Here is a 23378-nt window from a genome sequence, read left to right as displayed (position 1 = left end):
TGAAAAACAGGGGTTATCCCTTAGGTCTGGACAGACCTGCAGGACAACCCCCAGCGACGTGTTCTATCAGACTTCCGCAGCATCCTCTTCCACGAAAAGAGATACCTTGCGGATGCCATCCGCTCCGATGACGACAAGCCCCTGATCCGACAGACGGATTTCAGGGATAACGACCAGTGCGAGCAGTGACAGTGTCATCAGCGCGTTGTTCAGCATGCAGCCGGCTTGCTGAAGCGCGCGGCTGATACTTTCGGACTGCGCTGCCACCTCTGCAAACGGAGCTGGGGACATCAGCCCGGCAATAGGCAGCGGGAAGCGTGTCTCACCCGAGGCGGATACAACCACCACGCCACCACGCAGACCAACAGCCTGCTTCGCCGCCTGGGTCATGAGCTCGTCATCATTACCAATGACGAGCAGGTTGTGACTATCATGCGCGACGGTCATGGCAATCGCAGCCGGCTCAGTGAAGCCGACACCTGTCACAAGTGCGACCGCGTGACTGCCACTGGCATGATGTCGCTCGAAAACGGCGATTTTGCACAAATCCTGCGCAGGATCTGATGCAACTTCACCATCACGCACCGGAACGGTCATCCGCACTTCCTTCGTGTCCACGTGATTTTCCGTAACACGAATCACCCGTACGGGTACGTTCCCCTCCTGTACTGGAGCCGCAATGCGGAAATCTGCTGCACTCAGCTCTCGTCCCAGATGGACCGTGTCCATTACTTCCGCAGGATAAACGAATCCGTCCCAATCGGCGACCATTTGACCGTGCTCGGCCACCAGCTGGCCCGCTGCGATGGTAGCCGTCACATTCACTTCGGCCAATCGGCCATCAAGCAAAATAATGTCGGCAATCGCACCCGGAATGATCGAGCCGATGTCCCGTGCCACGCCGAAGCGCTCTGCCGTATTCAGCGTAGCCATCTGAAACGCGGTTACGGGCTTGACGCCCTGTGCAATGGCATGACGCACAACGAAGTCCATCTGCCCTTCATGGAGCAAGGATTCTGCGCTGCGGTCATCCGTTACCAGCATCATGCGGCGCGTGTCGAGACCCATTTCCGTGCTGGCGCGGATCGTCTCGGCCACATCATGCCATGCGGAACCTTGCCGCATCTTGGCATACATGCCGAGCCGGATACGCTCAGCTACATCCTCGGGCGTGACACACTCGTGGTCGCCCGAAATTCCCGCGGCTGCATAGACCGGCAGTCGCCAATCATCGGAGGCCCATGTAAAATGGCCATCCGCCACCTTGCCCGCGCGCAGCGTGGCCTGAATTTCCCCGATCATCACATCGTCTCCATAGACGACACCAGGGAAATTCATGACTTCGCCCAGCCCGATCATATCCGGGCCCCAGCTTAACGCTTCTGCGACTTCCACCGGGCCGAAGGAGGCACCCGTCGTTTCCAGCTCCGGGCCTGTGGACGGCACGCAGGAAGCCACCTGCATGTAAGCTGCCAGCGGTGTCGTACGGGCTTCGTCCAACATCAGACGAAGCCCTTTTAGACCCAGTACATTAGAAATTTCATGCGGGTCAAAAAAACCACCCGTCACTCCCAGCGGCAGTACAGCCTTAGCAAACTCAGTTACCGTAAGCTGCGTGCTTTCGATGTGACAATGTCCGTCCAGTAACCCCGGTGCCATATAGCGGCCATCCGCTTCAATGATTATGGTGTCTTCACCAATCGTATGACTGACGTCCCTACCGACGTAAGCGATACGAGAACCTTGCACAGCAATAGACATGCCCGGCAGCAACTCGCCCGATACCACATTGACCAGTGTTCCTCCGCGGATCACCAGTGATGCCTTGCGCTCCCCTCTAGCTGTAGCTACTAACTCGGGTACACACTCCGCCAGTGGCGGGCGTTGAAATACACTCTTCATGTCCATTACGTTTGTAACCTCCGTTTATGCTTCTTACCTGTTTTGCTTATTTGCTTATGTTACTGGAATACGCTCCATAATGCCAGCCAACTCTATATCTATTCAAACATCGCAAAGGTTCCTGTGGCATTTGTCCCCAGCTGATTGCCAATATCCTCTCTACAGAACACGATCACTTTCTTCCACATTGCGGGTATACGTATCCGAATCCCGTAAACTCACGAATGGTGTAATCTCCCCTATGCTATAAATATGCAGCAAATGCATCGCTCGCGTACAGGCGGTGTAGAACAACTTACGCTCACTCTCACGCTGGTATTGTTTCGCTGATCCGTCATAAATCAGGACCGCATCGAATTCCACGCCTTTTGCCAGGTAGGCTGGAATGATATGAATCCCCTTTTCAAAAGCGGGGGTTGTTTTCTTAATTAATTTTGGCTTCACTGACAGCTGTCCTTCCAGCGCTTTGTAGGCTGCCGCGCTTTCGTCAGCATTTTTACAGATCACCGCGATGGACTCATAGCCTTCTGCCAACAATTCAGTGACATTCCCAGCTATCCGTTGATGCAACTTTTCACGTGAACGCACCTCGGTTACCAGAGGCTTCTCACCCTTACGGTTAAACGGTACAATGTGCTCTCCCCCAGCGACCATCCCCCGGGTAAATTCCACAATCTCCTGTGTCGAGCGATAGCTGCGTGTCAGGGAAATCATCTCGGTCTGATCTGCACCATACAAGTCATACAATGGCTCTGCATCCTGAAGCACCGAGGCATGGGCATAGATGGCCTGATTAAAATCACCCAGTGCCGTCATTTTAGCCTGTGGAAACAAACGCTTGAAGAACGCCAGTTGGAATGGGGAATAGTCCTGTGCCTCATCAATAAACACGTGACGGATGTTGCTATTGGAACGGAAGCCCAGCATCAGCTCACGCAAATATAAAAAGGGGGTTACATCCTCATACGCTAACTCCCCAGCCTGAATTCGTTGCAGGGTTTGCCGACTAATTTCACCCCAGCTGACGGGCAGCTCTGCATGATTCGCCAGTTGGCTCAACAGCGTCTCGTTCATAAACAGCTCGCTGTAGAGCCGGGTCGTATCTACGAAGCGAAGCGCCTTAATCCATTTGCGCAGAGGCTTTAAGCGGTCACTGACCACCATACGTGCCAATATTTCTCTTTCACGTGCAAAATCGTCGAAAGTATCGCCCTTATTCTTGGATTTACGGCGCATACGGTTATAGGCACGCTGATAATCCTCCGGCTCCATCAGATCCATCTGTTGATCCACCCATGGAGCGGAGCATTCCTCCTTACCAAAGCGGGCCAGCTCTTTAAGCATCCAATCCCGCAGCAGTTCCAATCGATTCGCCAGTCGCACCGTAGAGTCGAATTCATAAAACTTGCGTGCCATCTGCTCTACTGAAACCACCTCACGTCCCTGAAAACGGATGGGTTTAAAACGCATGCCCTCCTGCTCCAAATACGCCTTGTAGCCTGTAATCACATGTAAGAACGTCTTAGACGATTTAAAACGGATACCTTCCATCCTGGCTTCATACCCAGGCAGTAACGACGCTGAAAGCACATATTCCAGCTGTTCAAAGGGATCTTCTAACTGAAACTCCCGGCCCAAACGCCGCTCCAAATATTCCTGAAACGTGGCCTGAAGCATATTTTCCTCACCCAATTCAGGCAATACCGTTGAAACATAACTGTTAAACATCGGGTTTGGCGAAAATAACACGACCTGATCCGCTCGCAAGCGATCCCGATACTTATACAGCAAATACGCTACTCTCTGAAGCGCTGCAGAGGTTTTGCCACTTCCTGCCGCTCCCTGAACAATAAGCATACGGCTTCGGTCATCACGGATGATTCGATTCTGCTCCTTTTGAATGGTAGCGACAATACTTTTCATTTGAGCATCCGAGCTGCGGCTCAATACGGCTTGAAGAAGTTCGTCTCCAATCGTCACCCCTGTATCGAACATAAAACGAATTTGTCCATCACGGATCGAGAATTGACGCTTAAGCGTGAGCTCTCCATCCATCTCCCCTGCCGGAGTTTTATAAGAAGCGGGACCCGGCATGTTATCGTAATAAAGATTGGAAATAGGCGCGCGCCAGTCATAGATCAGAAATTCCTCATCTTGATTATCAAGCAGGGAGGCAATCCCCAGATAAACACGTTCCGCAGTCTGCCCTTCCTCAGCAAAATCAATGCGTGCAAAATACGGTGAATCAAGCAACTTTTTCAAACGACCTAACGCCTCTGTGGAATGCTTGTGTCTTCGTTCCCGCTCAGACAAAATCTCAGACTGCTGACGCAAACTGGTGGACGTCTCGCCCACATCATCCGCCTCACTGAAATTGATCGTTACCTCATCCCAGAAGTCTTTACGCATATCGACGACATCTCCGCGCACAGAACCAACCTCTGTCTCTAGCTTCCGAATACGCCCGCTAATTACTGCGGTCACATCTTCTACTCTTCGTTGTTCTTCATTCCATTGCTGTTCAGTAGTCACTGGCATCGCTCCTGTTCCGTTTCCTCCTGCTCCACGCAGGGCTCCCTTGCGTACAAACTATGCTCTATTATGGACCCGGACATACCCGCGGCATCCCCCTGCTCCGGGAAAATTGACTAATCCTTTGAAGCATGCTATAATGTAAAAAGAAGTGTAACTCACAATTTATGCATATGGTTTTACCATAAAACAGAGCATTCTCTATTGTAGCAAGTTCAGTCCCTGTTCGCAACCAGCGGGCTTTTTTTGTGCGTTCTGGCAACCTTCTATTAACCTGTTCTGACATACTTGAATTCATTACATAAAAAAGCGACCGTTTCATCTGATTGATGAATGCGGTCGCTTTTCTTTTAGGAAATTCGCCTATCTGCTCTCTTCCACAGGATGAATATGATCGGCCAATCTGCTCAACCTCTCCAGCTGATGACCGTAGTCGTACATGGCCGCAGCCACAATAGAAAGCCGCAGCATTCCTTCCTGACAATGGTCAAAACGTGTAATCGCATGCTTCATAAATTCGCCGTTCGCCTGCTGGAACAATTCACTTTCGTCCTCGTTCGGTTTTAGCTTATTTTCGAATTTCAGTAGAGCGTGCTCGTGAAAACGAATCAGCAACTCCAGGTGACTGTCAAAAAAAGCATCCGTTCCCTTTGGCCGTAAAGACTGGAAGTAGTGCCTTTCCACCGCATCCAGTACCTCATATCCTTTGTGTAAACTTCCGAGCATTTGTTTGTATACTACCATTTGTCTCGTTTGACTAAACTTGGAGCGCTTGAGCTTCTTCTGCTCTTCCTCGAACAAATGATATTTGTCCGACAGCGATTTAATGGCTCCCTCTAGATTTCCTTTTTCCTCTTTAAAGACAGACTCCTTAATCTCATCGGAAATGGCAGTACGCAGCAGCAAGGACATGCTGTTAAATACATTTTGAATCTGATTAATAAACTGCCTTTTCGGTTTCGGGGGAAAAACGCTAACATTGATGACAAAAGCAGACACAATCCCAATCAAAGTGAGCGCAAAGCGGGTCACCGCAAATTTCCAGTCCCCTGAGGCTTCCATTACAGAAACAACGGTCACGAGTGTCAATCCAACCGTATCAGCCATATTTATTTTCAGACATATCATAAGTACCAATACACATACGAGTCCGACTGCAATCGGCTCATTCGAAAATACCATTCCGCCCAGCAATGCCATGATTGCACCTAGTGTGCTTGTTTGGAGTTGATCCAGAAAATAACGCCACGACCTATATATCGACGGTTGCATGGCAAAAATAGCGGCTATCGCTGCCCCCACAGGCGAATGGGTGTTCAAAAGCGTGCTCAGAAAAAGGGCGAGCGTCACTGCAATTCCCGTTTTCAACACCCGTGCTCCAAAAGCCAAAGCCATCCCTCCTGCTTACCTTTCAAATTTATTCATACCGAATTACTATAATGAAAATTCAATGTAAAGTCCATGCTTTATTATTACCCAAAACAAGCGAAGATCAGGAATATTTATGAAATGTACAGTTCCTGATAGAATACATATCAACAGTATTAACTTATTTGCAACACGTCACAGGAGGAACTCATCGTGTCATGGACTAGCAAAATGTTAGAAGAGCCCCGAAAGTGGCCGCGTAATATCCGATTGTTTTTTATGGCCAATCTGTTGTACCAGATGGGTACAGGAATGTTTTCTGTGCTGTACAATCTGTATATTCAAAAGCTTGGCTTTGACGATGATATGAACGGCCAAGTGGTCAGCATGCAGGCGCTGGCGACGGCGTTGCTGTTCATTCCGGTCGGATTTTTGGGGGATCGGACAAGCCGAAAAAATATGCTGGTCATCGGCGCGTTATTCAGCGGCCTGGCCTTTCTCGCCCGTACCTTTACAGATACCAGCGGAAGCATGTTGGTATTTGCCGTAATCTCAGGTATATTCGCCGCCTTTATTCAGGTGCTGGCCGTGCCTTTTTTAGCAGAAAGCATAAGCAAAGCCCAACGTTTAAAAATATTCAGCTATTACTCAGCTCTTGTACTGGCAGCCCAAGTCCTGGGCAGCTTCGGGGGTGGCGTACTTGCAGATGGGCTGCAGACGTGGGGAATCACACCGCTATCCAGTCTGCGGGTTGCTCTGTTCCTTGGAGGAATGGCAACATTGACTGCTTTTATTCCTCTATTGTTTATCACAAAAACTACGGCAACCGTAGAAGCACCAGCTCCTGCCGAATCTTCATCTCAAACAGAACAAGTACAGACGCCGTACATTACATCCGATATCCCTGCCTCGGAGACACCTACTGCTTCTTCTGATCGCCGGGTTATTGGACAATTTGTTCTGGCCCAGTTTTTTCTTGGACTGGGTTCAGGTCTGGTCATCCCGTATCTTAATTTGTATTTTACGAACCGCTTCTCCGTATCGCTCAGCGCAATGAGTTTACTGATTGCACTCGGCCAGCTCATGACCATCCTCTCCATGTTGATCGGACCTACCCTCGGCAGCCGAATTGGTCTAGTCAGAGCTGTAGTTGGCTTCCAACTGCTTTCGCTACCGTTCCTTCTCATTACAGGCTTTACAAACGTACTATGGATCGCTTCGATCAGCTTTCTATTCAGGCAAGCGCTCATGAATGCAGCTAATCCGCTGCAAACCGCCATTCTCGTCGAACGTGTGTCAGATAAAAATCGTGGCATTGCCAACTCCATTCTCCAGACGACCTGGATGCTAGGCACCGCAGGTATGGGACCTGTACAAGCCTATCTGGTTACAACTTATGGCAACTACTGGGGCTATGCCATCACATTTAGCATGACAGGTGTTTTCTATATTTTGTCCTCCCTCGTCTATTACAGGATGTTTCGAGAAAAGCGTCCGTCTGCGAACCAGCTTTTACAAAACCCGGCAGGCCCGTAAACAAAATCATGACACAATAAAAGCCGGAGCCTCCAAGCGGACTCCCTTGGAACGTCATAGGATAAATGAGAATGGCGGAGGAGGAATGAAGGCATGCTTCGAGTTGCATTATTTACGGACACGTATACGCCTGACGTGAATGGCGCTGCTCTGACCCTGGAACGATGGATTGGCTATCTGGAGACACATGGAGTATCTACGCTCGTCTTCGCACCGGAGGCAGACCATCATCTGCCCTCTGGGCCGGGTGTAGAGCGATTTCGAAGTATTCCCTTTTTGTTGTACCGGGAATGCAGACTTGCGATCCCCAACGCCAAACAGATCAACGAGCGTCTGTCAGCCTTTTCCCCGCATTTGATTCATGTCGCTACTCCGTTTAACCTTGGCCTGTATGGAACAAGCTACGCAGCCAAACACCATATTCCACTCGTTGCCTCATATCACACCCACTTTGATAAATACCTTGAATATTACAAGCTTCGCTGGCTTGAACCTGCGTTATGGAAATACATGCTCTGGTTTCATAGACATTGCGAAAGGGTATATGTCCCCTCTCAATCAACCATGGAATTGTTGCGCAATAAAGGAATGGGGCAGCTCGAAATCTGGAGCAGAGGCATTGATACCGACCGATTTCAACCAAAGGTGGACCGTCATGCAGTATGGAAGAAATGGGACGTTCATGCAGATGCATTTGTTATTTTGTATGTGGGCAGGCTTGCACCAGAAAAGGGGGTAGACACGTTACTGGATTCCTACCTCCAGTTACCTGACGACGTCCGCGCAGCCTCTGTGCTGGTCATTGCAGGAGATGGTCCATTATATAAGGTCAAAACTGCAGCGGATATAGGGGTGCCGGAGCATGCACTCCACTGGCTTGGTTTTGTGAAAGGGCCGGAATTAGCTGAACTCTACGCCGCAGCCGACGTATTTCTCTTCCCTTCAACCACGGAAACCTTCGGCAACGTAGTACTGGAGGCTATGGCGAGCGGTACACCTGTGGTCGGTGCCAATGAAGGCGGGGTAAAAGATAATCTAATCCATGGAAAAACGGGGCTATTGTGTCCTGCTGGGGACGCCTCTGCCTTTGCCAAAGCTGTACACCTGTTGTATAAGGATGCCTCACTTCGCGATGCTATATCCAGAACTGGTAGAGCCTACAGTCTGGAGCAGACATGGGACCGTATTTTTGAACGGCTACTGGACAGCTACATGGACGCAGCGACCCTCCATCTTGACAGCCATCCCATGACGCGAATGTAACTCTGAGGACTTCATAGCTACAGATGCTAAAGGGTGGTTAGAAAATGCTCCTTCACGCATTCTGTAACCACCCTTCATCAGCTTAACTATTTCCCCGTCTAACTACAATTGCAGATAAAAGAAGAAAAACCTTTGCTAATACCTTAATTGTTTCAGCAGCTTGTTATGTACCCCACTCAACAAAATCACTGCGGTCAAAGCGCCGATGAACGCAAGAAGCATATCCCATTGGGTGTCCCATACATCCCCCTGTGTGCCCAGAAAAGCTTCTGCTGCTGTTCCCGTTGCCTTGGCTACAGCAAACTCAATCAACTCGTATACAGCGCTGATCGCAAGACACACACTAACCGTGAGGAAAGTGAGCCAGCTCCCGCTTCCCAAGGCCGTTTTACGCAACAGCACTTCCCTGACAATGAGTGCGGGTACAAAACCTTGTACAAAGTGCCCAAGTCGATCATAATAATTGCGCTCCAGTCCGAACGTGTCCCGAATCCAGTTGAACAGTGGCATTTCGGCATAGGTATAATGTCCGCCCACAATCAGGATCAATGCGTGCAGCCAGATTAGGGTATATACCAGATTGGTAAACCGAAATCTTCGGTACAGAGCCGCCAGCAGTACAGCTCCCAAAACTGCTGGGAGAACTTCCAGTACCCATGTAAAATAATCCGCCGGGCGAATCAAAGACCAAATGAGGGCAAGCGCCAGCAATACAAGTAAAACAAGCGGGTAGCGATCATTTTTAGACCATGCCGTTGCCTGGTTCATCGTCATTCCTCCTCAGCCCAAAGCTCTAGCCTTCGTTCGTTACGATATGTTTGACACGCCCAACCTGTCCGTCTGCCAAACGCACTTTGATTCCATGCGGATGACGTGGGGAATTGGTCAAAATATCTTTCACCGTTCCTCGCGTCAACTTACCGGTAGGCTGATCCTTTTTAAGTACAATATCTACCTGAAGACCAGTGCGGATGTCGGATCGATTCTGTCCGTTCATTGTAGCTATTCCTCCTTTGTTTTTATATTTATAATGATATTCAGCCACTCAGTTACAACAAAATCACCAACGACGCCATTCGTCCCGGCGGCTGTTCCCCATCCAGACTACGCACATCGTGGATACATAGCTGACGAGCAAAATAACGAATACCATCCCGCTAAACTCCACAAAATGAGTACGTTGCAAGGAGTCTGCCCATATGGAAGATACCTGTGCATACAGTTGAGAAGGCGCAGAAACAATATCCCATGTGTTCCCTCGAAAGAAACGGCCAATATAAATACCCAGGCTGCTCAACAAGAGTACCGCCATCATAAACAGCCAACTAACAAGCCCACCACGTGCACGTTGTACCAACTGTCGTACGGATTCGAGTGATACAAATCCCATTGTCAGGCCAAGTATGGCTACCAGCAGCATCCCCAATACATGATTCCAAAAATACGGATTTCCCCAGAAACGTTGCTCCCCGAGAAACGGATATCTGGCGAATACATGCAGCAAATCTGTGATCAAATAGGGTGTATTGGGATAAAAGAAAAGCCATGCCGCCCCCGTGACCCAGAGTAAAAAAGTCCTCGTTCCTCGCCTCCACGAGCTATACATTACATCAAGCAGCAGCGTCAACAGCATAGGAATCCAGGCCAGCATCATATTCCACCAAATAAAAAGATAAGGGCGGCCCCCTGAGGGCAGTCGCACGTTAATGATCCACAATGTACTGATTACGGAGCATAAGGCCAGTGTTAAAAAAACATAAAGTTTTACTGGATAATTTAACGATCTTAAACGGGCATACATACGTGTCTTTCCCTCCTTGTAACCGTCCTGCCTTCCTGACGTTCCAATTTACACCTGTTCTGGACAGTGTACACCACAATGGCTTCAAGCTCAATGGAAGCGCTCCACCTCTGCATAAATGAACATTAAAAAACATCTATTCTTTGGGAATTGACCTCATCCCCGAAAAATAGATGCATACTGTGTTTTAGACTTCACTCACAGGTAAAGGCGTAGCTCCGGTAGTTTTAAAATTCGGGCAGCATGAATTAGCATAATATCGCTAACGGCATTATAAATTCCGTTGCTGCGCTCTGTCCATTCGCCATCCGTCGTCCGGGATGCACAATTACCGCTTTTGCTCCGTACTGATGCGCATATTCCACAGATTGCACCAGCAGCTCTATCGCACGTTGTCGCTTGGTTTCATCGTCAAACCCGAGCAGAACGGAATTCGTGCCGTAATCCGGATCTGGTGTATGAGGAAATGTATTGTACACACTCGATATGCCGATTTTCCCCCGCTCAATCATAGGCTCAATCGTCGTTAGCATTTCCCGGGTAATGTTATAATTCAGCTCCACCCTGCTAAAGCCCAACTGACGGATTTCCTCTACAAGTTCTCGGCCGCCCATATGTTTTTTTATATTCCAACAGTTAGATGCTGAATAGATAAATTTCTTACAAATGATCTATTATCACTCAGCTCCCAAGCCTTCTTTTGTTATGTATATGAACATTATGAAATCGCTCCACATATCACAAAAATAAATTTATATTATAAAAAAAGCCTATCCATCATCTACTTAAAGACGGATAAGCTTTTACTGTTGTCTAACCTTGTATCCAATTGACTAATGAATGTACTGCCAATGTACCCGGCGCAGCTGCCACAAATGCTGATGAACCGTTGTGCAAAGCCAAAAATTCCACTGTTTTTGGAATACCGGGAGCCAGATCCAGATGGTTGTCGCTGAAAATACCTTCCTGCTCTGCCGATAGCCACACGTGTCGGGCAAGTACATCCGAACACAGCATGAATCTGCTAGCCTCGCTTCCCTGAATCTCTGTCACTTCAATTTTTGCCTGCGGTAAATCCATCTCTTTCGTGTCTGCAAAATAAATTTCACTGGAGATCACCTGTTCACCATTCTGCGTCAGACGCGCGACCAGCATATGCTCCGCACGGTTCAGGCCACTCAGCCATTTGTCGATAGGCAGTATATGTACAATTCCTGCACCACCTGCTGGTTGCTTTACCTTAACATTCTCTTCACGAACAGCCTGGCTGCTTCGGATATGCAAAAGCGTCAGCCGCAGCGTACCTGATATCGGCTCTAGTGTATCGTTGACCAGATGTAGTGCCTTATTCCCCTGTTCTGTATCTGTTGCACTCAACAACACATCGGCAAAGCTACGCTTAGCCGTATATTGGAGCGCTTTCCAACGACCAAAATAGTCCATACTCGACCAGGAGGCAACGGGCCAGCAATCATTCATTTGCCAGTATAATGTTCCCATGCAATAAGGCTTGTGACGACGATGCGCCTCTATAGCTGCTTTCATTGCTTCTGCCTGTAAAATTTGGCTCATGGGAAGAAAACTTGTAAAATCCTTTGGTTCTCGCATGTACCGCTCCATATATTCTTTAATCAGACGATTGCCCGCACCGTTCTTCTGATGTGCCAGCATCACCGCAGATTCCAGTTCCAAATCCTTCTCTTCCGCATAAGTACGAACGGACTTGTATTCAGGAAAAGACTGAAAACCATATTCACTCATAAAACGGCCCACATGTACATGATAATTCTCAAACGGCTCAGACGCGTGCCATACACCCCAATAATGAACATCACCTGCAGTTGAAGACCGATGGGCATGCTGATTCCGATCTCTCGTCAGGTCAATTAGCGGGGAGGAGGGCCAATATGCTGTCTGCGCTGACCAGGTGCGTACCGCCTCCGGTAGAATCCGATGAAAGAGCATTTCATAATCATTCCACAGGCGTTCCCGTTGCTCAGGTGTGTAGTTCTTTTTCCAGCCCCAGCCTCCATTCTCTTCATAATGCGCCCACGCAGAATCGATCTCATTGTTGCCGCACCATAAGGAAATACAGGGATGATTACGCAGCCGCTTGATATTGTCCTCGGCTTCCTGTGCCACATTGTCTATAAAATCTTCATCGCCTGGGTACATACTGCAAGCGAACATAAAATCTTGCCACACGAGCAAACCGTATTCATCACAAAGCTCATAAAATACGTCTTGTTCATATATACCGCCACCCCACACTCGCAACATATTCATATTCGAGGCGGCTGCGCTGGCAATTTCATACCGATATCGTTCCATCGTAACTTCAGTGACAAAGCTGTCATTCGGAATATGGTTAGCCCCTTTTGCAAACACCGGAATTCCGTTCAGCTCAAAATAAAAGCTCTCTCCTGCTGCATCCCGTTCCCGTACAAGACGGATGGAACGCAGTCCCGTTTTTACTGATTTTTCCGCGATTACAGCTCCTTGTTCTTGTTCCACTAATTCGGCCACAAACGTATATAGATGCGGCTCCCCCAGTCCACGGCACCACCACAGCTTCGGCTTCTTCATCTCCAGCTCCAGCTCCACTGTCTGCTTCCCCTTCAGCAGCCGAACTGGCTTGGACCACACTTTGCCGTCAGCAGAAATACGCAACTCGGCATCTCTAATCTCATCTGCATTTTCGATCTCTACCACTGCCATGAGTTTAGCCCCTGCCGAACTCACTTCGTCCTGTCGAATAAACAAGTCTCTCACGATCAGACCGGACCAAGCCTCGATCCGAACCTCTCTCCAGATACCGCTCGTCACCAGCCTCGGTCCCCAATCCCAACCATAGTGGTAAGGAGCTTTACGTGCGAAAACGCTTACCTTTTTATCGGACAAACCACCTATTTCGGACTGATCATTGGGTGCAGGGAGTCCATAACCTAAGCTTTCCAGCTTGGGTACATCTTCAGCAATCGGAGAACGAAAACTGATTTCTAGCCGATTTTCCCCTTGCTGAACCAATGCCTTCACATCCCGTCTCCATACTCGAAACATATTATTGGCTGACAAGACAGATTGATCATTCACTTTTACATCCGCGTATGTGTCCAGACCTTCCAACACCAACTCTACACATTGACATTGAAGCTGATCTGCATTTATCTCAAAATGGGCTTCATATATCCAATCCTGCTTATCAATCCACTGTACCTCCATCTCGTTCATACCCATAAACGGATCAGGAATTTTGCCATGTCGTAAAAGATCGGTATGCACACAACCCGGCACTTTCGCGCTGAGCCACTCATCACTTTGTGCTTCTCTAAACCTCCAGCCATCCAACCCTATCACATTAACCATCGTCACAAGCCTCCCTATAAGCATGATTGGGAACATCTGGATTCGTCAGTAACATAACAAAAATAACATTAAGCTAACAAAGTAGTCAATTGTTTTTTGGAACAAGTGACAAAATACAAAATAAAAGTCGCCCTCTGCCCCAAACAGGCTAAAAGCGACCTCCTTTGTCTTCACGATGTATGGTGTCACACACGTATCTGGACATTAACTATATGTGATTGTGCTGATGGGACGCTCACGGTCATCATTTTCCCGACTGATCCGGGGTGCATGAACTTCCCGTATGAATAGCTCAGCATGTAGCAGCTTTTTCTCGACAGGCGAGTTCGGGTTCGTTATGCGCCACAACAATTGGTCCACTGCACGCATTCCCAGCAATTCCTTATCCACTCTCACCGTGGCATAAATTGGCATTTGTTCATTCGTATCGTCAAACCCGGTCACTCCGCAACGCCTCGGAACGTCAATCCCCTTTTCTTTCAGCACATCCACGACCTGCGCAGCAGTCACATCATTAGCACATACAAAAACCTCAGGCAGTTTGTCCTCAGACAACTTGTCCATTTCCTCAGCAAGCGCCTGCGCTCCTCCGTGAAGAAGGGCTTTATTTTGTCGCAATTCTACTCCGCTCATTTCCAGTGTAGAACGACAAGCTTCCCAGCGTTCGTAGAAACTGTGAGCGTCATCAATATGACCCACAAACTGAAAGCGGGTATAGCCCCTACACAGCAAATCCTTCATTAATTCACTCATGCATGTGCGATTATCTGTAAACACCGTATCACTTAAAAATGCAGAATCCCAATGATCTACCATGACGACCGGAATACCCATCCGATAAATGTTCAGCAACAACGAAGTTGAAATTGTCCCTACTGTGATAATCCCTTTAATCGCCTCCGGGTTCAGTAGAGAAAACATATCCTCAGTCGAGGGCTCCGTTAACGTGATCATATCCATCCCCTTACGGTTCAGACGCTCGGAAATCCCTTCAAATACAGGTCCCCAGTACCTGGATTCCCTGTTCTGGTGCCGAATATTTGGGAATAACACCAGCACCGTACCCGACCATTCTCTTGCATCTGTGTCCCGAGGCTCTATCCCAGTCATTTTGGGATGACTGCGAAAATAGCCCATCTGGGCAGCAAGCTTAACCAGCAGCGCCCTCGTCTCTTCACTTACACCGGGTTTGCCTGACAGTGCACGCGAAACAGCAAACTTTGAAACACCCGCCGCATCCGCAATTTCCTGCAATGTTACTTTTCCACGCATCTCCTCACCCAACCCTATTCGAAATCTTTTTCTACCTTAGATTCTAAATATACAGATATGCCTATAAACTGGTACCATCGTAGCATACTTTGTTTTAGATCATCAAACGATGGATTTACACAAATCCACACTTTTCATTAAAATATGTTTGCTTAATAAAAAAACAAACTGCATAACAAACAATTATAAATAACTTGACGTGAGGTTCTTTATTTCCTACAATTTACTATTGAAAGCACTTACATTGTGTAAATCATACTTATTAAGGGGGATTTGCAAATGTTCATGAACAGGTCGGTACGACAGAGCTCTATTCTACTCCTGTCTTTGCTGCTGCTCGTTACAACGGGCTGTGCGAATGGAACAGACGGTAAGGCAGAAAATGAAGATCCTAATGACACCAGTCCCATTACATTTACTTTCTTTGGCGGTGATTCCAGCTCTAACTGGAACAACATGAAGGATGCTGTCGGACAGGAAATTATCAAGAAAACGGGCGTTACGCTAAATGCCGAACATGCTGTCAATGGTCGAGGCGAGGAAAAGTTTGCTTTAATGGCAGCGAGCGGAGAATATCCAGATCTCGTGTACCCTAAATCAGACATTGGCAAGTTAGTCGATGCCGGGGCACTCATTGACTTAACCGACCTCATTGACAAATACGGCCCTAACATTAAGAAAGTGTATGGAGACTATTTTAATCGTATTAAATATAGTAGTGAAGATCCAGCCATCTACACGATCCCGACCAATCTGGGTGTGGATCACATTGCGTTTGATGCACAAGCCGGCTTCGAAATCCAGCACCAGGCACTTAAGAAGCTCGGATACCCTAAAATCCGCACCGTTCAAGATTTTGAAAAAGCACTTAAAGATTATGTCGCCAAATATCCAACCACCAATGGACAGCGAACCATCCCCCTATCACTCGATGCCGAGGACTGGAAAATTCAAATTACAGTGACAAACCCGGCTGTTACTGCTACAGGTGGACCCGACGATGGCGAATATTATATTGATCCTAAAACACACAAAGCCATTCTTCACTACAAGCGCCCAGAAGAACGTGAATATTTCCGTTGGTTGAACCATATGTACAATGAGGGACTGTTGGATAAGGATACTTTTGTGCAAAAAAGTGATCAGTACAAGTCCAAAATTGCCGCAGGCCGTGTCATCGGACTCATTGATCAGGAATGGAACTATCAAGATGCCGAAAATGCGCTCAAAGCAGCAGGTAAGGATGAATTCACTTACGCCCATTTTCCAGTCACTTTAAATGAGAAATACGAGGACCATTCCCTCCAGCCCATCGGCTTCGATACCGCATCCGGGATCGGAATTACAACCTCATGTGAAAATCCGGTGCGAGCTATCAAGTTTCTGGATTTTCTGGCCTCCGACGAAGGACAAATTTTACGTAATTGGGGAATTGAAGGCCAGCATTACAACGTAGAGAATGGCAAACGAGTCATTCCGGCGGATGTGCAACAACGTAAGAACACCGATAACGCTTCTTTTAGCAGAGAGTCAGGTATCGGTTTGTACTGGATATGGGGGCCACATTACGGCGATAGCGTGAAGGACCCTTCGGGCAATTATTACACAACCAATTATCCGGAGATGATTACCGAAAATTATAGTAAAGCCGAGAAAGAGTCCCTTCAGGCATACAAAGCCCATACGTGGAAAGACCTGTTCCCGAACGAAAAAGATTTTCCGGTAAAAGAGTGGGGGGCTGCCTACAACATGCCTGTTCCGACCAATACGAATTACAATGTTATTTATCAAAAGTCGCAGGACATTGTACGCAAACGCATTCCTGAGGCCGTACTCGCCAAGCCAGATCAGTTCGACGCTGTGTATGACCGCATGCTCCAAGAGCTAGATCAGGCGGGTGTGCCAAAGGCTGAAGAAATCTACACTGACCTAATTCAAAATCGGCTGAAACTGTGGTACGGCGAAAAATAGGGTTTGTCTTTCAATGAAATATTACAGGGCTGACAGACCATGCTGTTCAGCCCTTCTACATTAACTATTATTACATATTCTGTTTGGTTTCTTTTTCTTTCCAAGAATTACTTTTCCCTGATACACGATTGACGTAAAACAATAAGATGATAGGAATCAACGCAATCCCCCCACACATCACCCAAGATATTTGAATAGGTGTTTGATCGGAAGACAAATCCGTAAAATTACGACTGATGGTCCCTGTCACGATTAAACCTATGCACATGCCTAATTGTGAAATCGCAGAATCCAAAGATAGTAGTGTAGAACGATACTCATTAGAGATTCTTTTGTTCAGAAAAATTTGTTTGGCAACCGGGTACATGCCGCGCCCAATTTCATAGATCAAAAAGGTAAGCAGTACAGGATAAAATGTGTTGAACGCACCGGCAAAAATGAGCCATACTCCAATCATGCCGCAAGCATACATGAGTATATGTACATCACTGTATCGTGCGCCTAGCTTTCGAACCAGGTAGCTTCCCAAAGTCATACATAGTGAATACCCTGCCTTGATAAACCCCATAATCCAAATCCCTTGTTCGGAAAGACCCACCAGACGTGGCTGTTGAAATGTATTTCCAGCCGAGTTTGAAAAGCTGATAAATAAGCCAATCATAAACACAATCCAGATAGACTTATTTTCAAAACCGATACGGACACTTTCTCCGATAATCGTTTTAATGCGGGTAGTGGACGTCTTTCGATGAGCCACATTCTCCTCATCCATATAAAAGAAGCATAGAAAAATGCATACAATAATAGATAAAATGCTAACCGCCCATGGAAGTGAATAGTTAAAAGTTGCGAGAAAGGCCCCCAACAGACCACAAATAAATCCTGAAATGTACTGTATACTGTTAGAGATTGTAAAAAGAACTTCCATGGGCTTATCACTATTTTCCACAACCCATGATTCCAACGAACCTGATTGTAAACATATAGCCAGACCTCCAAAGACTTGCGCAAACACAAGCACCCCGATATGATCTGTCGAAACGAACAATACACTATAGGCTAGAAAACAACAAAGTCCCAAAATAACAGAGATTTTTCTTCCATACTTGTCTGCAATAGCCCCAGTAGGTATCTCAAACAGAAAAATACTTACAAAGAATACAACCAGTAAGAAGTTCGCACTCTGCAAAGAAAGTCCTTTAGCTAATAAAAAAAGGATGAGCGTAGTCCCCGTGATTTCACTCATAAAAAATTGAAGAAAGCTGACGGAGTAATATAGCTTATGAGGTTGCACTCTCAGGATTCCGTCGATTGCTGTGCAGCCTCATATTCACTTCGCAAAATCCCCATCTGAATAATGTCATAGTATCGCCCTTCCCTGAATAGCTTTTCCCGCAGCCGCCCTTCCTCCTTGAAGCCGCTGGCCAAATAGCAACGGTGTGCACGTTCATTGAACGCATAGACCTCCAGCTCCAGTCGATGTAGGTTCAGCGTATGAAATGCAAATTTTTGTAACAGCCGGATCGCTTCCCGTCCATAACCTTTGCCCAGATCACCGTCACGCCCGATCACAATTCCAAGGGTGGCATGCCGATTCACCCAGTTGATTTTAAATAAGTCCAGTTGTCCGATATAATCCAGGGTGTCTTTATGCGCAATGACAAAACCTTTGATCTCGGGGTTGCCGTCAATCATCATCTGTACAAAAGATTCACTATTCACCTGTGAATGCGGATAGATAAACACGTCGCTTAAACCACGTGTGATTTCCGGGTCATTGACCCATTTTCGGATATCTGGTATATCCTCTTGACGGTATTCTCTCAATACAACTCGTTTTCCAATGATATGCGGCATCGTAATCTTCCCTCCGATTATGTATTTGTTTAAGCACCTTTATGCTTCCATTACTCTCACAAACTCCAGAAAACGTGTACCTTTATAATGAAGCTCCCCACGATCCCCGATCACAATCATACCAAAGTCCCTATCCTTCACCTCCAGCTCCTTACGCTCACCCCCGTCAAACTCAAAGGTGATATAATAATAGGTCGAAGCTGAAAAATCGCCTGATCCCCCACGCACTCTCGTCCGTTTATCCACAACCTTACATGAACGTTGTACCCGTTCGGCTGCTTGATTGGACAGGCCCGCTCCGATCGTTTTGACAATTCCCATAATCATTACAAAAGCAATGAGTCCAAATACGATAAAAAAGATCGTATTAAACGATTGAACTTCCATAGAATCACTTCCCATTCACTTCATCCTTTCTACAGTAAAATGTAAATTTTCCATTCAATTGCCCATTGACAAATCGTACATCTTCACCCTCAAAAACTCCAATACTTTTTTAACATACTTACGAAAAAAAAGTTCTTTCGCTCTTTTCCGCACCCCGCTTGGACTTCTACCCGATCTGGGTCCTCTGATCCCCTCTAGACCGATTGACAAAACTATATATAGATATAAAATAGAGAATGTACTCTAAATATAGTGTAAAAAACGTATTTATGCCCGATATCTTGAAGATACAGGTATGAAAATACATGTAAATATAGAGTCAAAAATCTTAAATGGCGCAGCCAGCAAGGGATTCCATCTATAATAGATCCCAGGCAATGCCGTTTTCTTTTTTCGTTAAATGTTTAAGGAGGTTGCATACCATGCTGATTGCATATGATTCCAAGACCGGCAATGTAAAAAGATTTATAAACAAGCTCAAGCTTCCAGCGGTTCAGATCGAGGAGCAAATGACTATAGAAGAACCTTACGTACTTATTACATATACAACTGGGTTTGGGCAGATACCTGAGAGGGTATCTTCCTTTTTGAAAAAGAATGCTCAAAACCTTGTTGGTGTAGCTGCAAGCGGCAACCGTAACTGGGGTGAGAAATTTGCCAAAAGTGCGGATTTGATTGCCGATCATTATAATGTCCCCGTGATTAGTAAATTTGAATTATCTGGAACGTTCGGAGATGTAGAGCGTTTTAAACAGGAGGTGAGCCGAGTTGCGGCATATTGAATTGAACAACATGTTGATGAAACGCGATACAGACGGCTTTTTCCAATTGGAAAAGGACCAAGAGGCTGTAGCAGAATTTATGAAGGAAGTTCAGGAACGGAGTTTGAAGTTTGCTGACACAGCCGCTCAAGTGCTGTATATGATTGAGAATGATTATTACGAAAATTTCTATAACAGCTACACGGCTGACGAAATTAATGATATTTTCCATATCACTCATAGCTATAATTTTAAATTCCCTTCCTATATGGCAGCATCCAAGTTTTATACCGATTATGCAATGAAGAGTAATGACCGTAAAGTCTATCTGGAACATTACCCTGATCGGGTAGCCGCGGTTGCCCTGCATTTGGGACGCGGTAACGCGGATACGGCACGCCTGTTGTCCCGCTCGATGATGGAGCAACGTCTCCAGCCAGCGACACCAACGTTCCTGAATGCAGGCAAAAGCCGCCGTGGGGAATTGGTATCCTGCTTCTTGCTCGAAATGGACGACTCCCTGAACTCGATCAACTATGTGCTAAACACTTGCATGCAATTGTCCAAAATCGGCGGCGGTGTTGCCGTTAACCTGTCGAAGCTGCGGGCACGCGGCGAAGCGATTAAAGGCGTAGAAGGCGCAGCAAAAGGCATTATGCCTGTGCTGAAGCTGATGGAAGACGGCTTCTCTTATGCGGATCAAATGGGGCAACGTAAAGGCTCTGGGGCAGCCTATTACAACATTTTCGGATGGGATGTGCTGGAGTTTCTGGATAGCAAAAAAATCAATGCTGACGAAAGAGTACGTCTTAAGACACTTTCGATTGGATTGCTGGTGCCAAACCGTTTTTACAAGCTGGCTCAAGATAATGAACCGCTGCATGTATTTGCTCCTTACAGTGTGTTCAAAGCCTATGGAACACATCTGGACGACATGGATTTGGATGAAATGTACGACACGCTGCTCGCCGACGATCGGGTGAAGAAAAAAATAGCGATGAGCGCACGTGACATGCTGACGAAAATTGCCATGATTCAGTTGGAGTCTGGTTATCCATATATCATGAACAAAAGTAACGCGAACCAGGCACATGCTCTTAAAAACGTGGGTCAAGTCAAGATGTCGAACCTATGCACGGAAATCTTCCAGTTGCAGGAAACTTCCGAAATTACAGATTACGGCCAACAGGATACCATCCGCCGGGACGTGAGCTGTAATCTGGCTTCTCTGAACATTGTAAATGTGATGGAGCATGGCAAAATCCGCGAATCCGTTCACGAGGGTATGATTGCGCTCACCTCGGTCAGCGATATGACCCAAGTAGCTAATGCGCCAGGTGTTGCGAAAGCGAACCGTGAAATGCATTCCGTCGGTTTGGGTGTCATGAATCTGCACGGCTACCTTGCCAAGAACAAAATTGCGTATGAAAGCAATGAAGCAAAAGACTTTGCCCGTACCTTCTTCATGACGATGAACTATCATTCCATCGAAAAGAGTATGGAAATCGCGAAAGCGGCTGGACAAAGCTTTTATGGATTTGAGGAATCGGATTATGCGACAGGCGTATATTTTGACCGATACCTGAACACAGATTATCGTCCAACAACTGCACGTGTGCAAGAGCTGTTCAAGGGCATCTATGTTCCGACTACAGCGGACTGGGACAAATTAAAAGCAGATGTGATGAAAAATGGCCTGTACCACGCCTATCGTATGGCAATTGCGCCGACTGCCAGCATTTCGTACATTCAAAATGCAACATCCAGTGTTATGCCGATTGTTGAGCAGATTGAAACCCGTACCTATGCCAATTCGACGACCTACTATCCAATGCCTTATTTGCAAAAGGATAACGTGTTCTTCTATAAATCTGCTTATCAAATGGACCAATTCAAAGTGCTGGATCTGATTGCAGAAATCCAGCCGCATGTGGACCAAGGAATTTCGACCGTGCTTCATGTGAACAGTGACGTGACTACGCGTCAGTTAGCACGTTGCTATCTGTACGCCGCACACAAAGGACTTAAATCGTTATACTACACACGCACTAAAAAGCTGTCTGTGGAAGAGTGTCTCACCTGCTCCATCTAAAGCATAAATGGTAACAAGCTGTAGTATAAAAATTAGATTTTAAATAGATATGGATGCTTTGCATTAGAAGCTGTATCCAGCGTGTGGTTTAGACCTTTACGGGACTGGACAAGACCCTCGCGGATACAGCTTCCGTATGTCAAGCATACGATGATTCGCCTGCACTATTTCAATGTGTGTTTCCAGGGAATCTCGCAAGCTGAAGGGAGAATGCTAACAATGACAGGTATACAAGCTGTAAACTGGAATCGCTCGGACGATGATTTCACACTGATGTTCTGGAACCAGAACATTATGCAATTTTGGACGGATGACGAAATCCCGTTGTCTGACGATAAAATGTCCTGGGTAACCCTCAGTGATATCGAAAAAGAAGCCTACATGAAGGTGCTAGGCGGACTAACGCTACTGGATACCATTCAAGGCGGCGTGGGTATGCCGCAAATTATGGAGCATGTGGACGGACTACAACGCAAAGCCGTACTAAGCTTTATGGCGATGATGGAACAAATCCATGCCAAGTCGTACAGTAGCATCTTTACAACGCTAGCTTCCACGGAAGAAATTGACGGTGTATTCCGCTGGGTGGAAGAAAATCCACATCTCCAAACCAAAGCAGAAACCATTCGTCAATATTATATGAATATCCACACACCGAAAGACCTCTATCTCGCGATGGCTGCGTCGGTGCTGTTAGAAAGCTATTTGTTTTATAGCGGCTTCTTCTATCCTCTTTATCTGGCGGGCCAGGGCAAGCTGACATGTAGTGGAGAAATTATCGATTTGATCTTACGGGACGAAAGTATTCACGGTGTGTACGTAGGTGTACTGGCACAGGAGATTTATGCAGAATTGGACGAGGAAGAACAACGTGATCTTTACCAGACGCTGGTAGGCTTGCTGCGCTACTTGCATAATAACGAGGAACAATACACCGAGCAAATTTACACCCCTATTGGACTCGTAGACGATGTGAAAGTCTTTTTGCGCTATAATGCCAACAAGGCCATGATGAACTTGGGCTTTGATCCACTGTTTGAAGAAGAAGAAGTTAATCCCATTGTATTCAACGGCATCAGCACCCATACTAAGCAGCATGATTTCTTTTCTAAAAAAGGAAACGGCTATGTGCGGGCGATGAATGTAGAGCCGCTGACAGATGATGATTTTAATTTTGGCGTATAAGTACAATTACGTAAAACTGTAAACAAATAGGGTTTCAGAACTTGTCCCTGAGTTCTGAAACCCTATTGCCTAAAGAAAGTAGATA

At 46.7% G+C, this 23378-nt stretch carries 17 protein-coding genes and 1 pseudogene; 6 read left to right on the top strand and 12 right to left on the bottom strand.

Translation table 11 applies throughout. From position 1 onward, the window contains the following. Nucleotides 1-66 precede the first annotated feature (66 nt). The 3 genes from JOD82_RS06310 to JOD82_RS06300 form a co-directional block, all read right to left on the bottom strand. On the bottom strand, nt 67-1908 hold the full coding sequence (locus JOD82_RS06310; RefSeq protein ID WP_209947989.1) for an adenine deaminase: 1842 nt from the start codon (nt 1906-1908) through the stop codon (nt 67-69). Between the two features lie 153 nt (nt 1909-2061). Continuing rightward, on the bottom strand, nt 2062-4440 hold the full coding sequence (gene helD, locus JOD82_RS06305; protein WP_245248922.1) for an RNA polymerase recycling motor HelD: 2379 nt from the start codon (nt 4438-4440) through the stop codon (nt 2062-2064). Between the two features lie 357 nt (nt 4441-4797). After that, entirely contained in the window at nt 4798-5829 is a 1032-nt protein-coding gene (locus tag JOD82_RS06300) for an FUSC family protein (protein ID WP_175405266.1), read from the bottom strand. A 204-nt stretch (nt 5830-6033) separates the two neighbouring features. On the opposite strand from JOD82_RS06300, the gene JOD82_RS06295 reads away from it, so the two are divergent. Beyond that, nucleotides 6034-7338 carry an MFS transporter gene (locus tag JOD82_RS06295; RefSeq protein WP_209948118.1) on the top strand — a complete coding sequence of 435 codons (1305 nt, stop codon included), beginning with the start codon at nt 6034-6036 and terminating at the stop codon, nt 7336-7338. A gap of 93 nt (nt 7339-7431) precedes the next feature. After that, nucleotides 7432-8601: a glycosyltransferase family 4 protein gene (locus JOD82_RS06290; RefSeq protein WP_069011362.1), complete on the top strand. Its 1170-nt coding sequence runs from the start codon at nt 7432-7434 to the stop codon at nt 8599-8601. 135 nt (nt 8602-8736) lie between these two features. Here JOD82_RS06290 and JOD82_RS06285 read toward each other — a convergent pair whose 3' ends face one another. The 6 genes and pseudogenes from JOD82_RS06285 to JOD82_RS06260 all read right to left on the bottom strand — a co-directional run bounded on the left by JOD82_RS06285 (nt 8737) and on the right by JOD82_RS06260 (nt 15040). Further along, the gene (locus JOD82_RS06285) at nt 8737-9369 is read right to left on the bottom strand and encodes a DUF2238 domain-containing protein (RefSeq protein ID WP_025721732.1); all 633 of its coding nucleotides are present in this window, start codon (nt 9367-9369) and stop codon (nt 8737-8739) included. 25 nt (nt 9370-9394) lie between these two features. Continuing rightward, entirely contained in the window at nt 9395-9598 is a 204-nt protein-coding gene (locus JOD82_RS06280) for a YwbE family protein (protein WP_165147716.1), read from the bottom strand. Between the two features lie 63 nt (nt 9599-9661). Then, nucleotides 9662-10402, bottom strand: coding sequence for a DUF1361 domain-containing protein (locus JOD82_RS06275; protein WP_209947985.1), 741 nt, complete (start codon nt 10400-10402; stop codon nt 9662-9664). Between the two features lie 314 nt (nt 10403-10716). Then, nucleotides 10717-11016, bottom strand: a pseudogene (locus tag JOD82_RS06270) (sugar phosphate isomerase/epimerase); the annotation flags it as partial. A gap of 199 nt (nt 11017-11215) precedes the next feature. After that, nucleotides 11216-13768, bottom strand: a complete 2553-nt coding sequence (locus tag JOD82_RS06265) for a beta-mannosidase (RefSeq protein ID WP_069011360.1) — start codon at nt 13766-13768, stop codon at nt 11216-11218. Nucleotides 13769-13972: 204 nt separating this feature from the next. Further along, nucleotides 13973-15040 (bottom strand): LacI family DNA-binding transcriptional regulator, encoded by a 1068-nt coding sequence (locus JOD82_RS06260; RefSeq protein WP_039270191.1) that lies wholly within the window; start codon nt 15038-15040, stop codon nt 13973-13975. Nucleotides 15041-15319: 279 nt separating this feature from the next. On the opposite strand from JOD82_RS06260, the gene JOD82_RS06255 reads away from it, so the two are divergent. Beyond that, entirely contained in the window at nt 15320-17011 is a 1692-nt protein-coding gene (locus tag JOD82_RS06255; protein ID WP_209947983.1) for an ABC transporter substrate-binding protein, read from the top strand. 70 nt (nt 17012-17081) lie between these two features. On the opposite strand, the gene JOD82_RS06250 is transcribed toward JOD82_RS06255, so the two are convergent. The 3 genes from JOD82_RS06250 to JOD82_RS06240 are packed head-to-tail and all read right to left on the bottom strand — an operon-like array spanning nt 17082 to nt 19270. Beyond that, nucleotides 17082-18305, bottom strand: coding sequence for an MFS transporter (locus tag JOD82_RS06250; RefSeq protein ID WP_209947982.1), 1224 nt, complete (start codon nt 18303-18305; stop codon nt 17082-17084). Nucleotides 18306-18307: 2 nt separating this feature from the next. Continuing rightward, nucleotides 18308-18868 (bottom strand): GNAT family N-acetyltransferase, encoded by a 561-nt coding sequence (locus JOD82_RS06245; RefSeq protein WP_029516763.1) that lies wholly within the window; start codon nt 18866-18868, stop codon nt 18308-18310. A 39-nt stretch (nt 18869-18907) separates the two neighbouring features. Then, on the bottom strand, nt 18908-19270 hold the full coding sequence (locus JOD82_RS06240) for a DUF2500 domain-containing protein (protein ID WP_069011357.1): 363 nt from the start codon (nt 19268-19270) through the stop codon (nt 18908-18910). Nucleotides 19271-19677: 407 nt separating this feature from the next. Between JOD82_RS06240 and nrdI the strand changes: the two genes are divergently transcribed. The 3 genes from nrdI to nrdF all read left to right on the top strand — a co-directional run bounded on the left by nrdI (nt 19678) and on the right by nrdF (nt 23293). Further along, a complete protein-coding gene (gene nrdI / locus JOD82_RS06235; RefSeq protein WP_016819181.1) occupies nt 19678-20037 on the top strand; it encodes a class Ib ribonucleoside-diphosphate reductase assembly flavoprotein NrdI in 360 nt (119 codons plus the stop codon). Beyond that, nucleotides 20024-22108 carry a class 1b ribonucleoside-diphosphate reductase subunit alpha gene (gene nrdE / locus JOD82_RS06230; protein WP_209947980.1) on the top strand — a complete coding sequence of 695 codons (2085 nt, stop codon included), beginning with the start codon at nt 20024-20026 and terminating at the stop codon, nt 22106-22108. The genes nrdI and nrdE overlap by 14 nt, the downstream gene beginning before the upstream one ends. 219 nt (nt 22109-22327) lie before the next feature. Then, the gene (gene nrdF / locus JOD82_RS06225) at nt 22328-23293 is read left to right on the top strand and encodes a class 1b ribonucleoside-diphosphate reductase subunit beta (RefSeq protein WP_029516760.1); all 966 of its coding nucleotides are present in this window, start codon (nt 22328-22330) and stop codon (nt 23291-23293) included. Nucleotides 23294-23378 lie beyond the last annotated feature (85 nt).

Source organism: Paenibacillus sp. 1182, from assembly GCF_017833915.1.
In the GTDB taxonomy this organism is placed as follows: Bacteria; Bacillota; Bacilli; order Paenibacillales; family Paenibacillaceae; genus Paenibacillus; species Paenibacillus polymyxa_D.
Note: the sequence above shows the minus strand (reverse complement) of the source record. Positions and strands in the feature narration are given on the sequence as shown.

Bases quoted from the DNA above. Each gene is read 5' to 3' on its own strand.
- JOD82_RS06285 (WP_025721732.1), bottom strand. From the start codon at position 9,369: ATGAACCAGGCAACGGCATGGTCTAAAAATGATCGCTACCCGCTTGTT.
- JOD82_RS06265 (WP_069011360.1), bottom strand. From the start codon at position 13,768: ATGGTTAATGTGATAGGGTTGGATGGCTGGAGGTTTAGAGAAGCACAA.
- nrdI (WP_016819181.1), top strand. From the start codon at position 19,678: ATGCTGATTGCATATGATTCCAAGACCGGCAATGTAAAAAGATTTATA.
- JOD82_RS06300 (WP_175405266.1), bottom strand. From the start codon at position 5,829: ATGGCTTTGGCTTTTGGAGCACGGGTGTTGAAAACGGGAATTGCAGTG.
- JOD82_RS06310 (WP_209947989.1), bottom strand. From the start codon at position 1,908: ATGGACATGAAGAGTGTATTTCAACGCCCGCCACTGGCGGAGTGTGTA.
- JOD82_RS06245 (WP_029516763.1), bottom strand. From the start codon at position 18,868: ATGCCGCATATCATTGGAAAACGAGTTGTATTGAGAGAATACCGTCAA.
- nrdF (WP_029516760.1), top strand. From the start codon at position 22,328: ATGACAGGTATACAAGCTGTAAACTGGAATCGCTCGGACGATGATTTC.
- JOD82_RS06295 (WP_209948118.1), top strand. From the start codon at position 6,034: ATGTTAGAAGAGCCCCGAAAGTGGCCGCGTAATATCCGATTGTTTTTT.
- JOD82_RS06240 (WP_069011357.1), bottom strand. From the start codon at position 19,270: ATGGGAAGTGATTCTATGGAAGTTCAATCGTTTAATACGATCTTTTTT.
- JOD82_RS06290 (WP_069011362.1), top strand. From the start codon at position 7,432: ATGCTTCGAGTTGCATTATTTACGGACACGTATACGCCTGACGTGAAT.
- JOD82_RS06255 (WP_209947983.1), top strand. From the start codon at position 15,320: ATGTTCATGAACAGGTCGGTACGACAGAGCTCTATTCTACTCCTGTCT.
- JOD82_RS06260 (WP_039270191.1), bottom strand. From the start codon at position 15,040: ATGCGTGGAAAAGTAACATTGCAGGAAATTGCGGATGCGGCGGGTGTT.
- helD (WP_245248922.1), bottom strand. From the start codon at position 4,440: ATGCCAGTGACTACTGAACAGCAATGGAATGAAGAACAACGAAGAGTA.
- JOD82_RS06275 (WP_209947985.1), bottom strand. From the start codon at position 10,402: ATGTATGCCCGTTTAAGATCGTTAAATTATCCAGTAAAACTTTATGTT.
- JOD82_RS06280 (WP_165147716.1), bottom strand. From the start codon at position 9,598: ATGAACGGACAGAATCGATCCGACATCCGCACTGGTCTTCAGGTAGAT.